This window comes from Labrys methylaminiphilus subsp. lupini, assembly GCF_051161885.1.
Taxonomy (GTDB): Bacteria; Pseudomonadota; Alphaproteobacteria; order Rhizobiales; family Labraceae; genus Labrys.
This window is the reverse complement of the sequence record NZ_JBMDIH010000001.1, coordinates 859,073-872,648: the sequence shown is the minus strand read 5'-3', so window position 1 is coordinate 872,648 and position 13,576 is coordinate 859,073. Positions and strand designations below refer to the sequence as shown.

The window sequence follows — 13,576 nt, the reverse complement described above, 5'->3', positions numbered from 1 at the left end:
GGGACCCTCGACCTGAATGAGGTTGAATTCTGCGGGATACGAACGGCGTCGTACTTAAGCTTTCCCAAATAGTTCTCAAAACTTCCAAAAGGGCTATAGATTGCGCCCCATGCAGGGATCGCGCTTTGCCTTTGGTCCGTTCGTGCTCGATTCCGGCGCGGGAACGCTCCTTCGGGACGAGGCTCCCGTTGCCATTGGCTATCGCGGGTTGAAGTTGCTCGCGGCCCTCGTCGAAAACCCCCGCGAGATCCTGGGCAAGGCCGCGTTGATGGATGCGGCCTGGCCGGGCATGGCGGTCGAGGAAGGCAATCTCACCGTCCAGATCGCGCAACTGCGCAAGCTCCTCGGCCCGGCCGCCGATGGTGGCGAATGGATCGTCACGGTTCCTCGCGTCGGCTACCGGTTCACCGGCGCCGTCGAACAGCTTGGTCGAGAGCAGCGAAAGCCCCTGCCTTTGCCCGGCAAGCCATCGATAGCCGTGCTGCCCTTCGTGAATGTCAGCAACGATCCCGAGCAGGAATCCTTCACCGACGGGCTGACCGAGGACCTGATCACCGACCTGTCGGGGATCTCGGGCCTGTTCGTCATCGCCCGCAACTCGGCCTTTGCCTATAAGGGAAAGGCGATGGACGTACGCGGCATCGCGCAGGATTTGGGCGTGCGCTACCTGCTGGAGGGCAGCGCAAGACGCGCTGCCGGACGCGTGCGCATCAACGCGCAGTTGGTCGACGCCGTGAGCGGTGACCATCTGTGGGCCGAGCGCTTCGACCGCGGCCTGGAAGACATCTTTGCCGTTCAGGACGAGGTCACCGGCAAGATCGTCGAAGCTTTGCTCGGCCGGCTGCGCGCGCCGCTGCCACGCAATCCACCCAGAAATCTCGAGGCCTACGATCTGTGCGTGCGGGCGCGCAAATTGATGGATGATTCGCCGCAGACGGCTCAGGAAGCGCATCTGATGCTCATGCGCGCGGTTTCGCTCGATCCTGATTATGCGGAGCCGTACCGCTGGCTTGCCATGAACCATTGGATGGGATGGGTGCATTCGGGCGGGCCAACCGAAGCGTCCCGCGGCATTGCATTGGAGCTGGCACGCAAGGCCGTAGAGCTCGGTCCAAACGATGCCGGGTGCCGGTGGGTCCTGGCTTACCTGCTTGCCTATGAGCGCCGCTTCGCCGAGGCGGATGCTCAATTCGCCAAGGCAATCGAACTCGACCCGAACGAGGCCGACATCTGGGCTGTTTTATCCGACATCTCGGTCCTGGCCGGGCGGGTCGAGGAAGGCCTCGAGCATATCCGCAAGGCTTTCAGGCTGAACCCGTTTCCGGCGAGCTGGTACTATCTGACGCTCGGCCAGGCGCAATATGCCGCCGGCGACTACGAAGCTGCGATCGAGACCCTGCGCCGGGACGAGACCTATCGTACAAGTTCGCGCCGTTTTCTCGCGGCAAGCCTTGCCCAACTGGGCCGGCTCGACGAAGCCCGCGCGGAAGTCGAACTGTTTCTCGTCGGCAACCCGCATTTCACAATCCGCCATTGGGCCGAGACGGAGCCCTTCCGTGACGCCACGACACTCGAGCATTTCGTCGACGGCTGCCGAAAGGCCGGTCTTCCGGCATGAAAAATCGCGATTCGCGGAAATCGCAATTTTTCTAGAGAAGAATGGCTTTTCTCCGAATCGTCATTCTTCTCTAATTCTTTGCTTTGGCGCGTTTTCTTAATCGAAAAGTCTGTCAACTTTTCTGGAAAATGCTTTAGCCCTCGTCCTCGAAGCGGCCCGTGGCTTCACGATCATGCTCATATCGTTTCGCGAGCGGAAACGACGGCAACCACGACTCGCGACGGAGGGTCCAGCTTTCATAGGTCGGCATCAACTGGTCAGGAGCATCGAGGGTCCCCAGATGCACTTCGATTTCGTCCCCACTGCGGGCGAAAACAGACGAGCCGCAGCGAGGACAGAAAAACCGCCCCGCATAGTCACGGGTCTCGCCACCGATCATCACCGCCTCCTGAGGGAACACGGCGGCAGCATAGAAAAGCGCCCCATGATGTTTGCGGCAGTCGAGACAGTGACAAAGGCCGACCCGATATGGGCGTCCCGATGCCACGAGTCGGACATTGCCGCACAGGCAACCACCGGTGAATCGGTCCATGCTGCGCCTCCCCCAGAAACCAAGCGATTCAGATGGTTACAACGAACCACATGCCCATAACTATCGTTCCCTGTGAGTGGGTTGTCCTGCGGCCAAATCGCGCCGGGCATCCCGGGGCGAGCTGCCCAAAACATAATCCTGCTGCTCCCGCGCTCGCCGGGGTTCAATCCTGACAGAACCGTCCAGCGGTACATAGATGCCGGCTAAGCAGCATTCTTCCATCGACATTGAGGGGGTTGGACACGTCCCGATCCAGAATCACGCCCTGCAATCAGGGCACGCGCCAATAATGAAGGAAATAAAAACTTTCCCTGTCAGCGTTGTTACAAAGTTGTCATGTAGCAATGTGCTGATGAAACAGGCTGTAGAAAGCTACCGTCTTGCGCTTTGGACAAAAAAAGACGGCCGGGACGAACCCGGCCGTAGCTTGGACAAAGTCCAAAAGTCACCATCCAGAGGGGAACGTCAGATGCTCCAGGTCGCCACCGGGAGGATGATGGCCCGAACGTCTGACAAGGCTGAGATTATATTTGCCGGCCCCCTGCTGCAATGCATTCTTTCACATGCCGGCCCTGCGTGCTGCGCATAGATGCAATTGCCACTGAAATGCGCACCCTCTTCGCCTGATCCTTGATCAGGCGGCCGCGCAATGCACCCTTGCTGCAAAAACAGGCAAGATGGCCGACGTACCTGGTTTAGCAGCCACGAAATTCACTTAAGTGAGCAACGTTCCGATGTGGCATAGCCGGATTTGACCCCGCTATTCAAAAAGCCGGGCGTGGAACCAAGCATCGGGTCAAGCCCGGCAATGACAAAGATTAGGGCAATCGGATGAACGCCCATGCGGTCATCCCGCGCGCGTTGCGTCATTCATGACGCGGCGCAGTCAGACCAAACAATAGTTAGGTCCGGGGATCGCAAGCCGATAGGAGCGCTTTTTCCGTCATGCGATCCCGGATCTGCACTTCAGCGCTTCGCGCTGCAACGCGTCCCCGCCCCGACTTGCAAAGCAAGTCGGGGCTGAGGATGACAAAACGCCTTCACCCGATTGCCCTGGACAAAGATCGTGCAAACTCGACGATGCTCGAATGAGTGGCTTTGAGCCTAGAAGGCCCAGCGCTGGGCCTTGCTGACCAGGAAATCCCTGAGAACCTGGATACGAGCCAGATTCTTCATCTCCTCGGGATAGACGAAATAGGTCTCGAGCTGCGGCATTTCCGCATCGGTCAGCACCTGGACCAGCGTCGACTCGCGACCGACGAGATAATCGGGCAGCACGGCGAGACCGACCCCCTTCTCCACCGCGGTCTTGACGCCACCCAGATTATTGACCTCGAATACCGGCTCGCGCGGATCCTTGGGATCACGACCCACCGTGTTCAGCCAGTTGATGGCCTGCAGAAAGCTGCCAGCCGTACCGCCGAAGCTGATGATGCGATGACGGTCGATATCCTCAATGCTGCGCGGCTGGCCGAAGCGCTTGATGTATTCAGGCGCGGCATAGGCATGGAAATGCACCGTGAAAAGCCGGCGCTGGATGAGATCCCCCTGCTCGGGCTGGCGCATGCGCAGCGCGACATCGGCTTCACGCATGCCCAGATCGAGTTCCTGCTCGGTCAGCAGAAGCTTGAGACGCATATCGGGATAGAGGTCGAGAAACTCCCCGATGCGCGGCGTCAGCCAATAGGTGCCGAGACCGACCGTGGTGGTCAGGCGCAATTCGCCATTCGGCTTTTCCCGGCTGTCGCTGAGGGCGCCCATCGCTGCTTCCAGCTTGAGCATGACATCCTGGGTGGTGCGGAACAGCATCTCACCCTGTTCGGTCAGGATCAGCCCGCGCGCATGGCGATGGAACAGCGGCGTGCGCAGGTCCCCCTCCAAAGCGGAGACCTGCCGGCTGACCGCCGACTGCGACAATCCGAGCACGTCGCCCGCATGCGTGAAGCTGCCGGCCTCCGCAGCCGCGTGAAAGACCTTGAGCTTATCCCAATCCATGAAGCACCCAGTTCAGCCCCGCTCCAGATTCTGCGCTTCGACCCTTGCTTTGCTTCGGTTCAACGCCGCCCGAATTCAACGTCGTATTTGGTTCAACGTCATATTTGGCGACGCGCGAAGATCTGATTTGCGCAGAGTATATGATGATTGCCTAGAAGTTTGAAACGGGTGGCGAATTTAGGGCGGAAATCGATTTATTCCGCTGCTTCCCTGTGGACTTCCTCGGCAGCAAGCCATTTTTCCGCCTCGAGCGCCGCCATGCAGCCCATGCCGGCCGCGGTGACGGCCTGACGATAGACGTCGTCGGCAACGTCACCCGCAGCATAGACGCCCGGCACGCTGGTCGCCGTCGTACCAACAACGGTTTGGATATAGCCGCCATTCTTGAAGGTAAGTTGTCCTGCAAAGAGCTCGGAGGCGGGCTTGTGGCCGATAGCGATGAAGACGCCGTCCGTATCGTGTTTGGTCACGACGCCGGTTTCGACATTGCGCAGATTGACGTGGGTGACACCCAGGGGGATCTCGTTGCCGCCGATCTCGTCGAGCGCGCTGTTCCAGACCACCTCGATATTGGGATGCTTGAACAGCCGGTCCTGCAGGATCTTCTCGGCACGGAAATGGTCACGCCGATGCACCACCGTCACCTTGGCCGCGATATTGGCGAGGTAGAGCGCCTCTTCCACCGCCGTGTTGCCGCCACCGACCACGATGACGTTGCGGTTGCGGAAGAAGAAACCGTCGCAGGTCGCGCAAGCCGAGACACCGAAGCCGCGGAATTTCTCCTCCGACGGCATTTCCAGCCATTTGGCCTGGGCGCCAGTGGCGATGATCAGGGCATCGGCGAAATAGACGTCACCCGTATCCCCTTCCAGGCGGAAAGGACGCTGCGACAGGTCGACCTTGGAGATATGGTCGGAAACCATGCCCGTGCCCATGTGCTCGGCCTGCTTGCGCATCTCCTCCATCAGCCAGGGGCCCTGGATCACCGAGGAAAAGCCGGGATAGTTCTCGACATCGGTGGTGATGGTGAGCTGGCCGCCGGGCTGGATGCCGGAGATCAGCAGGGGCGACAAATTGGCGCGCGCAGCGTAAATCGCTGCGGTATAACCCGCCGGGCCCGAGCCGAGGATGATGAGCTTGGAGTGACGGGTAGCCATACCGGGTTTCCAATCAGGATGCAGCGCGAAGGCGCGCGAGGATTTCTTGAGCAATCAAAGGGGTTGAATCTAGGGGTTCATAGGGGTGGTTTTCAAGATGCCCATCGAACTTCACCACAGCCCCGTGCACAATCAGGCCATCGACAAGCCGCATGATCTTGGCCGGAACGCCTTTTGGCAGATAGACATGGATGGTCTTTCCGGTCGCCGCCGCCTCACTGAGCATGTTGGCTGAATCGGCGGTAACCACGAAAGCATCGGCCAACGCCAGCATCTCCGCATAGGGATTGGCACCCTTCCCGTCCCAGATCCAGGCCGGCTTGCCCGTGAGGGCTTGCGCGATCGCCTGCGCCATGGCGGGCGGCGTCCGGCGCGAGGGCGTGACCATCAGCCCCGCCCCGCTTTCGGCCAGACGTGACAGCGCCGAGACGAAGCCGTCGACATCATCGCTGCCAAAGGCCACGTCCTTGGAGGGGCCGCCCGCCAACACGGCGACGCGCGGTTGCGGCAAGGCGAACAGTTCGGCGCGTACATCCGCGCGTGCCGCCGCCAACACGGCCGGTGCCTGCCGATGCGGCGAGGTCAGCGTCGCCAGCACATTGGCACCCCGCAGGCGGTCATGCGCCGGCACCCAGATGATGTCAGCCGCACCGGTTCCCGTGCGCGGATCCTTCAAGAACACGGTGAGCGTCGATGGCGAGCGCCGCTTCAGCCAGGCGAGATAGCGCACGGCACGCCGGCCGGAGGCGATGGCCAGATCCGGCCAGGGAGGCGTCAGTCCCTTGAGATCGAGGGGATCAGGCGGTCCCCAGGGCATGGCAAGAGCGAACAGGCGCCGCGGTGATACCTTGTGTTCCACGATGCTACCGCCGGCCTGCGCCAGCACCGCCTCGGCGACGCCGAGGCACTGCAGAGCATCGCCCGCCTTGCCGTCCGTGAGGGTCCAAATCAGAGCCATGACGGCGCTCTTAGCACGTCCCTGCCGGCGCGCGCCATCACGCTCAAATCAGAAGCGAATTTCATCTCGAAATCCAGTCGAGACTAATGTCTCACAGCTCTGACAATAAAGCTAAGTCCCTGAGCTTATCGGTGCTTTTTTTTCAATCATATTGAGAACACAATTCACCTTATAACCCCGCACATCCCCAACATTTGAGAGCTTGACTGAATGACGTCTAAAACGACGAACGCTACATTTTTTGCCGCAGCAATTACTCTACTAACGATGACGGGAACTAGCTATGCTGACTCCGTCGGTGTGGCCTCCTACTACGGCAAGGAATTTAGCGGTCGCCGCACGGCCAATGGCGAACGTTTCAATCCGGGCGGCCTGACTGCCGCGCATCGCTCCCTGCCCTTCGGAACCAAGCTGCAGGTGACGAACCTGCGCAACGGCAAGAAGGTCGTGGTGCGCATCACCGACCGGGGTCCCTTCGCCAAGGGCCGTGTCCTCGATCTGTCCCTCGGCGCGGCCCGCGCCGTCGGCATGGTGTCCTCCGGCACCGCCAAGGTGAAGATGGAGCGTCTCGCATCCCGCTAAGCGAGCAATAACGAGAAGACGAGCGAATTGGGGCGGCCTTCGGGCTGCCCTTTTTCTTTTGTCGTTGCTTGTTTTTTACTGTTGCCCGGACTTCAAGCGCCGCAATGAGGCCTGATCATTCCCCACTTTGGTTCAATTTGGAGAAGATCCGGATCAGGTCCTCCAGATCGCCGGCGGAAAGAGCCGCGACCTCGAGCGGGGTGCGATAATATTCCTCCATCAGTGCCTTGCGGGTCGCCTCTCCCTTTTCGGTGAGCCGCACCAGCTTCACCCGGCGGTCACCAGGCGCCGGCGAGCGCTCGGCAAGGCCTGCCCGTTCCAACCGATCAACCAGCCAGGTTGCCGTCGAGGGATCGGAACCCCATTGCCGCGCCAGCGTACCGATCGGACGCGCCTCTTCCTGGTCCAGCGTGAATAAAACCCGTGAGTCGTTGGGGGTCAGGCCGCGGCTGTGCAGGCTCTCCAGCCGCTGTGGCGAAGAGCGCATCAGAAAATCGAACATCAACCGCCAGGCCGCGGACGCGGATTCAGGGTTGCGATCCGACGGCGTCATGCGGGCATTCTCCAAGGCACGAAAATTCGTTCGATAAAAATATTTGACTATTAAAATATTTTAGTCAATCAAAATAACATCAAAAGGAGACGATAGCCATGGGAACCACACCGGAAATCAGAACGTCGGTGCTCATCGTCGGCGGCGGCCTCACCGGTCTGACCGCGGCCGCGCTGCTGGCCTGTCGGGGCGTACGCTGCCTCGTGGTGGAGCGGCACCCCGGCACCTCGATCCAGTACAAATTCACCGGCATCTCGCCGCGCAGCATGGAAATCTTTCGCAGCATCGGCCTGGAGGCCGAAATTCGCGCCGAGCGGACCGGCGATCAGCAAGGTGGCGGCATTGCGCGGGCGAAAAGCCTCGCCGACCCCGATATCCATTGGAGCGATCTTGGCTGGCCGGACGCCCATCCGTTCAGCCCCACCCAGCCTGCCACCTGCGACCAGCACGTGCTGGAACCGATCCTGCGCCGCCATGCGGAACACCATGGCGCAGACATCCGCTTCAACAGCCAACTCGAAGGTTTCGACGAGGACGCCCGAGGGGTGCGCGCCCGCATCCGCAACCTCGCCAGCGGGGAAGAGGAGGTCGTGTACGCCGACTATGCGATCGCGGCCGACGGCGCCAATGGCGGCATGCGCGAGCGGCTCGGCATCGGCTGCAGCGGCCCCGGCTCGCTGCAGCATTGGATCAGCATCATCTTCGATACCGACCTGCCGCCAATCCTGCAGGACCGGCGCTTCACTTCCTGTTTCATCACCGATCTCAACGGCGCTGTCACGCCGCGGGCCGGCGGTCGCTGGCTGCTGGCGTTGCAATATTATCCGCAGAAGGGCGAGCGCTTGGAGGACTTCGATGCGGCCCGCTGCCACGACCTCGCGATCCGCGCCGCCGGCCGCTCCGACATCAAGGCAGAGCCGATCGACATCAGGGCATGGGACGTTGCCGCGTCCATTGCTGATCGCTTTCGCCAGGGCCGAACCTTCCTCATCGGAGACGCCGCCCATCTGATGCCGCCGACCGGCGCCTTCGGCGGCAATACCGGCATTCACGACGCCCACAACCTTGCCTGGAAGCTGGCCATGGTGCTGAAGGGCGAGGCGGGGCCGAGCCTGCTCGACAGCTATGACGTCGAGCGCCGACCTGTTGTGCAGGCGACGCTGGCCCAGGCCCTCGCGCGCCTGCAAAGCTGGTTCAAGGATCCCTCCAAGCGCTTGCCACCGGCGGCACCGCTCGTGCCGGATTATGACGTCGTATTCGGCCAGCGCTTCGACGCCGGTGCCTTTCTGCCCGCAGGTCCTGCATCGGATGGTCCCTTCGAGGCGCATACGATGCTGGCGGGGCGGCCCGGCACCCGCGCCCCGCATCTTTGGCTCGAATGCGACGGGCAGCGCCTGTCCAGCCTCGATCTCTTCGGCGGCGATTTCGTGCTGCTGGCCAGCAAGGCTGTCTGGCGCCAGGCCGTGGAGGAGGCTCGTCGGCAGCTCGCCCTGCCGCTCGCTTGTGAGATCATCGGGCCGGACAGTGATATCGTCGACATCGACGGCCGCTGGCCGACCGCCTATGGCCTCGATCCCGATGGAGCGGTGCTGGTGCGGCCGGACGGCTTCGTCGCCTGGCGTTCGCCTCAGGGGAAAACCGAACCCGCCGAAGCCCTGTCCGCCGCTGTGCGCCTCCTCGGTCTGGGAGCGGTCGGAAACGCGGTGCCAGTGCCGTGATGGCGCGGATCGCAACCCTGCTCGCCCTCGACATCGCACTTTTTGCCGGCGCTTCCATGGTACACGGCGGCCTCCTGCCCATTGGAGGGCTCGATTCGAGGGCCGCCACTGCGGAGGGGATCATCGCCGTGGTGCTGGCGTTGGGTCTCGTCACCGCCTTGGCTCGCCCGTCCCTCGTGCGCCTCACCGCCCTCGCAGCTCAAGGCCTTGCGCTTCTCGGTACGCTGGTCGGCACCGTGATGATCGCAATCGGCATCGGACCGCAGACGAGCGGCGACAAGATGTTCCATGCCGCGCTGGTGGTGGTCCTGGTGTCCGGCCTGTGGCTCGCGGCCGGAATTCGGCAGCGCTGAAGGGACCTGTACCATTGAGCAGCGGTCGTAGGCGGCGATAGCCCCTGAGACAGTCGGAGCCCGGATTCAGGTCGCAGCAGGCACGCTTTCCGTCGCTTCCCGCCCCTGCGCCGGGTACCCACAAGCGTAGCCTCCTCTTAGCCCGGCGGGCGAACCAAGGGGGCAGCACCATGGACAAGCGCGTTCTGATCACGGCGGGAGGCAGCGGCATCGGCCGGACCATGGCCGAGACGTTTCATAAGGCGGGCGCGCATGTCTGGGCCGTCGACGCAGACGCCCTGGCCTCCTGCCCGCCTGTCTGGGAACGCGAGCAGCTCGACGTCTGCGATGAGGCCACCGTGAAGCCTTGATCGCGCGGATCCGCGCCTCCTGGGATGGGCTCGATGTCTTGTGCGCCAATGCCGGCATCGCCGGCCCCACGGCTCCAATCGAGGATATCGAGGTCGCGGATTGGCGGCATTGCCTGATGGTCAATCTCGAGGGCGCCTTCCTGTTCGCCAAGCATGATCATTGCCGTAGACGGGCATACGGAAAATCCGGACCCGAAAGTGTGATCGTGCCAAACCGGGAAGCGCGGCTCACAATCGTGGCGGAAGGCAGATGCAGAAACCATCGCGGAATAGGAGAAGCCTGCGCCGGCCGAAAGCTGGGAGGAAAGGGTAGTGATCAACAGACCGACCAACAAATTACTGTATGACGCCATCAAGGACCGAGGCACCGCCTATCTCATGGTCTTTCGGGAACTCAACGCCCGCTACGGCAAAGACGAAGCCAAAGATGTGATGCGCAGCGCCAGCCGTGCCCACGGCCTTCGGATCGGCAAGTCGCTCGCGGGCTGCGCCCCGAGGGACTTCGAATGCATGGCGAGAGGCTTTGCAAGATCGCCCGATGATGGATCCGTGTTTTGTCCGGACATCCGGCGGCTCGACAGCACATGCCTCGAAGTGAAGATGATGGCGTGCCCCATCAAGGATGCATGGATTGAGGCCGGATGCAGTGAGGAGGAAATCGTTACCTTGCTTTACTGCGCCTCGGCGCTCGACGAGGCGACCCTGGAAGCAGCGGGCTTCGACTATGAGATCGAGCTTTGGTCCCCGGGAAAGGAGGGCTGCTGCCTGACCCGGATTACGGAGAAGAGCGAGCAGTGAGCTACTATCGCAGCGTCGTCATGCCCTCCGCCCAATAAAAAAGCCCGCCCCCTGAGGAGGCAGGCCTGATTATATCTTGATGCCGGAAGATCAGACCAGCGTGTTGCAGAAGCGCTGGATGCGGCGGCCGGCCTCTTCCAGCGCCTCGGTCGAGGTTGCGTAGGAGATGCGGAAATTCGGGCCGAGGCCGAAAGCCGAGCCATGCACTACCGCAACCCCTTCGGCCTGCAGCAGTTCCGAAACGAAGTCCTCATCCGTCTCGATCACCTTGCCGCTGGGCGCCTTCTTGCCAATGGTGCCGGCGCAGGAGGGGTAGACGTAGAAGGCGCCTTCCGGCGTTGGGCACTGGATACCCTTGGCCTGGTTGAGCATGCCTACGATCAGGTCGCGGCGGCCCTCGAAGATCTTGCGGCGCTCGGGGATGAAGTCCTGCGTGCCGTTGAGCGCTTCCACCGCCGCCCATTGCGCGATGGTGCAGGCGCCCGAAGTCTGCTGGCCCTGGATCATGTCCATCGCCTTGATCAGCGCCTCGGGGCCGGCGGCATAGCCGATGCGCCAGCCGGTCATCGAATAGGCCTTGGAGACGCCGTTGATGGTGAGGGTGCGGTCATAGAGCTTGGGCTCGACCTGGGCCGGCGTGTAATAGGCGAAGTCGCCATAGACGAGATGCTCATACATGTCGTCGGTCATCACCCAGACATGGGGATGGCGCAGTAGCACGTCGGTCAACGCCTTCAATTCGCCACGGCTATAGGCGGCGCCTGACGGATTGGAGGGCGAGTTGAAGATGAACCATTTCGTCTTCGGCGTGATCGCCTTTTCCAGCGCCTCGGGCGACAGCTTGAAATTGGTGGCCAGCGTGGTTTCGGCGAAGACCGGCGTACCGCCGCACAGGGCCACCATCTCCGGATAGGAGACCCAATAGGGCGTGGGAATGACGACCTCGTCGCCTGTGTTCAGCGTGGCCATCAGGCCGTTGAACAGGATCTGCTTGCCGCCGGTGCCGACGATGGTCTGCGAGGGCTTGTAGTCGAGGCCGTTCTCACGCTTGAATTTGGCGGCGATAGCTTCGCGCAACTGCGGAATGCCGGAGACGGGCGGATATTTCGTTTCCCCACGCATCATGGCGTCGACCGCGGCCTTCTTGATGTTGTCGGGCGTGTCCATGTCGGGCTCGCCGGCGCCAAGGCCGATGATGTCGCGTCCCGCCGCTTTCAGTTCGCGCGCTTTCTGGCTCACCGCGATGGTCGCGGAAGGCTTGATGCGCGAGAGGGCGTCGGCGAGAAAAGCCATGGCTGGAAACTCCTGTAAGCCGTGGATGAAGCGGGTGTAGGGAACGCGAGGCGGCCTCACGGGCGGCCCCCTGCCCGCCCCGAAGGGCGCGCTTCTGCTTAGGCGCGGGCCAGCCTCCGTTCAAGCGCAAAGATTACGTCCAATGCACAACTTGCCGGAGAGGCTGCGCGGGTTCATTCCTAAACCATCCTGGGATTTGACGGTGACGGCGAGAACCGCAAAGGCGTGTCAAACCAAAGAGCTATGGAGCAGGCGCGCTCAGCCATGAACGCGCCCGGCTCCGGGCAACATCGACACAACAAAGCCGTGAAACTTCCTCACCGCCGCCCGAGAACGCGCAAAAGCCTGCCGTGATCGGCAGCGATGCTTTGACTGTAGCCGATGCGCTTCATGGCCACCCGAGTTCTTGGCGGCGTGATGCGTGGTTGGAAGTAACCGAGTTGAGTGCCGCGTGCGTTTTCGCACTTCGTTTCGCCGGACGAAGTTTTAGACGACAGGACGTTAGATGTTTTCCAGTCGAGCGTTTCGAGGAGATCACGATGGCCGTCAATCAGGCAACCGCACATATGCTCAAGGCCGACACCCGCGCCATGCGCGTTTCGGCGGCTGAAGCAGAACGTCAACTGACCTTGGCGCTCTGGCTCGTCGGACTTCTCGCGACTGCAACAGTAGTAACAGCGACCATTGGGTTCTTCGCCTAGTCCCCCCGCAAGCGAATTGAACTGGTCGCCTAACGCGCCGGATGGTCCCCCCGCCATCCGGCGCATTTTCATTTTGGTACAGCCATTCACGCAATTCTTGGCACTTTTCGCTGACCTCATGCCAAGGCTATTTCAGAAGCCAGTCGCTCTGAAACGAGGTTAGCCATGTCCCGAACCGCTTCGCACCCAACCGTTTTGCCTCGAACCATTTTCCTGGCCGGTGCCACCGGTGCCGTCGGGGCGCCGCTCACGCGCCTGCTCCTTCGTGCCGGTCACCGGGTCGTCGGCACGACGCGCACGCCTGCCAAAGCCGATATTTTGCGGAAACTCGGCGCCGAACCGGTCGTGGTCGACGTCTTCGACCGCGACGCCCTGATCGCCGCCGTGACAGCCGCCAGACCCGAAATCGTCATCCACCAGCTCACCGATCTCCCCCCGGCCCTCGATCCGGCCCGCATGGCGGAATTCGTGCCGCGCAATGCCCGCATTCGCCGCGAAGGCAGCGCCAATCTGGTTGCTGCCGCTCTCGCGGCCGGAGCCCGGCGGATCATCGCCCAGAGCATTGCCTGGGTCTATGCACCCGGCCCGCTGCCGCACATCGAAACCGATCCCCTCAATCACGGGGCCGAGGGCCCGGGCGCGGTCAGCGTGCATGGGGTGATCGCCCTGGAGGATGCCGTGCTCCAGGCGCCGATCGAAGGCGTGGTTCTGCGCTACGGTTATCTCTATGGGCCCGGCACCGGCAGCGACATCCCCAGCCGGGCGATGTCCGTGCATGTCGATGCTGCGGCGCAGGCGGCGCTGCTCGCGATCGATCGTGGCCGGCCCGGCGCCTATAATGTCGCAGAAGCAAGCGCTGAACTGTCGACCGTCAAGGCTTCCGACGAGCTTGGCTGGCGAGCCGATTTCCGCCTTCCGGGATGACGGTCGTCTGTTCATGAGGGAGCGCCGCCCGATATGCGGAGTGT

The 13,576-nt window shown here is 62.1% G+C and carries 15 protein-coding genes; 9 read left to right on the top strand and 6 right to left on the bottom strand.

Annotated features, from left to right (window positions below; all coding sequences use genetic code 11):
* Positions 1 to 109: 109 nt before the first annotated feature.
* Positions 110 to 1,618 (top strand): winged helix-turn-helix domain-containing tetratricopeptide repeat protein, encoded by a 1,509-nt coding sequence (locus ACN6KF_RS04035; RefSeq protein WP_434955598.1) that lies wholly within the window; start codon positions 110 to 112, stop codon positions 1,616 to 1,618.
* A 133-nt stretch (positions 1,619 to 1,751) separates the two neighbouring features.
* Here the strand turns inward: ACN6KF_RS04035 and ACN6KF_RS04030 are convergent, their stop codons facing one another.
* The 4 genes from ACN6KF_RS04030 to ACN6KF_RS04015 form a co-directional block, all read right to left on the bottom strand.
* Positions 1,752 to 2,150 (bottom strand): GFA family protein, encoded by a 399-nt coding sequence (locus ACN6KF_RS04030; RefSeq protein ID WP_434955597.1) that lies wholly within the window; start codon positions 2,148 to 2,150, stop codon positions 1,752 to 1,754.
* A 1,104-nt stretch (positions 2,151 to 3,254) separates the two neighbouring features.
* Positions 3,255 to 4,145 carry a LysR family transcriptional regulator gene (locus ACN6KF_RS04025; protein WP_434955596.1) on the bottom strand — a complete coding sequence of 297 codons (891 nt, stop codon included), beginning with the start codon at positions 4,143 to 4,145 and terminating at the stop codon, positions 3,255 to 3,257.
* 194 nt (positions 4,146 to 4,339) lie between these two features.
* On the bottom strand, positions 4,340 to 5,302 hold the full coding sequence (gene trxB / locus ACN6KF_RS04020) for a thioredoxin-disulfide reductase (protein WP_434955595.1): 963 nt from the start codon (positions 5,300 to 5,302) through the stop codon (positions 4,340 to 4,342).
* Positions 5,303 to 5,315: 13 nt separating this feature from the next.
* Positions 5,316 to 6,260 carry a mitochondrial fission ELM1 family protein gene (locus ACN6KF_RS04015; protein ID WP_434955594.1) on the bottom strand — a complete coding sequence of 315 codons (945 nt, stop codon included), beginning with the start codon at positions 6,258 to 6,260 and terminating at the stop codon, positions 5,316 to 5,318.
* Between the two features lie 210 nt (positions 6,261 to 6,470).
* Here ACN6KF_RS04015 and ACN6KF_RS04010 point away from each other — a divergent pair, with 210 nt between their 5' ends.
* Entirely contained in the window at positions 6,471 to 6,842 is a 372-nt protein-coding gene (locus tag ACN6KF_RS04010; protein WP_434955593.1) for a septal ring lytic transglycosylase RlpA family protein, read from the top strand.
* Between the two features lie 115 nt (positions 6,843 to 6,957).
* Here the strand turns inward: ACN6KF_RS04010 and ACN6KF_RS04005 are convergent, their stop codons facing one another.
* Positions 6,958 to 7,395 carry a MarR family winged helix-turn-helix transcriptional regulator gene (locus tag ACN6KF_RS04005; RefSeq protein WP_434955592.1) on the bottom strand — a complete coding sequence of 146 codons (438 nt, stop codon included), beginning with the start codon at positions 7,393 to 7,395 and terminating at the stop codon, positions 6,958 to 6,960.
* A 98-nt stretch (positions 7,396 to 7,493) separates the two neighbouring features.
* Here ACN6KF_RS04005 and ACN6KF_RS04000 point away from each other — a divergent pair, with 98 nt between their 5' ends.
* From ACN6KF_RS04000 to ACN6KF_RS03980, 5 genes are all read left to right on the top strand, one after another.
* On the top strand, positions 7,494 to 9,113 hold the full coding sequence (locus ACN6KF_RS04000) for an FAD-dependent monooxygenase (protein WP_434955591.1): 1,620 nt from the start codon (positions 7,494 to 7,496) through the stop codon (positions 9,111 to 9,113).
* Entirely contained in the window at positions 9,113 to 9,466 is a 354-nt protein-coding gene (locus ACN6KF_RS03995; RefSeq protein WP_434959605.1) for a hypothetical protein, read from the top strand. Before ACN6KF_RS04000 ends, ACN6KF_RS03995 begins: the two co-directional genes overlap by 1 nt.
* A gap of 170 nt (positions 9,467 to 9,636) precedes the next feature.
* A complete protein-coding gene (locus ACN6KF_RS03990) occupies positions 9,637 to 9,816 on the top strand; it encodes an SDR family NAD(P)-dependent oxidoreductase (protein ID WP_434955590.1) in 180 nt (59 codons plus the stop codon).
* Positions 9,813 to 10,163 (top strand): SDR family oxidoreductase, encoded by a 351-nt coding sequence (locus ACN6KF_RS03985; RefSeq protein WP_434955589.1) that lies wholly within the window; start codon positions 9,813 to 9,815, stop codon positions 10,161 to 10,163. The genes ACN6KF_RS03990 and ACN6KF_RS03985 overlap by 4 nt, the downstream gene beginning before the upstream one ends.
* Positions 10,129 to 10,614, top strand: coding sequence for an L-2-amino-thiazoline-4-carboxylic acid hydrolase (locus ACN6KF_RS03980; protein ID WP_434955588.1), 486 nt, complete (start codon positions 10,129 to 10,131; stop codon positions 10,612 to 10,614). Before ACN6KF_RS03985 ends, ACN6KF_RS03980 begins: the two co-directional genes overlap by 35 nt.
* 90 nt (positions 10,615 to 10,704) lie before the next feature.
* On the opposite strand, the gene ACN6KF_RS03975 is transcribed toward ACN6KF_RS03980, so the two are convergent.
* The gene (locus ACN6KF_RS03975) at positions 10,705 to 11,907 is read right to left on the bottom strand and encodes a pyridoxal phosphate-dependent aminotransferase (RefSeq protein ID WP_434955587.1); all 1,203 of its coding nucleotides are present in this window, start codon (positions 11,905 to 11,907) and stop codon (positions 10,705 to 10,707) included.
* Positions 11,908 to 12,446: 539 nt separating this feature from the next.
* On the opposite strand from ACN6KF_RS03975, the gene ACN6KF_RS03970 reads away from it, so the two are divergent.
* Both ACN6KF_RS03970 and ACN6KF_RS03965 read left to right on the top strand, forming a co-directional pair.
* Complete coding sequence (locus ACN6KF_RS03970) at positions 12,447 to 12,608, top strand: hypothetical protein (RefSeq protein ID WP_187829720.1); 162 nt, start codon at positions 12,447 to 12,449, stop codon at positions 12,606 to 12,608.
* 165 nt (positions 12,609 to 12,773) lie between these two features.
* Positions 12,774 to 13,532, top strand: coding sequence for an NAD-dependent epimerase/dehydratase family protein (locus ACN6KF_RS03965; protein ID WP_434955586.1), 759 nt, complete (start codon positions 12,774 to 12,776; stop codon positions 13,530 to 13,532).
* Positions 13,533 to 13,576: the final 44 nt, after the last annotated feature.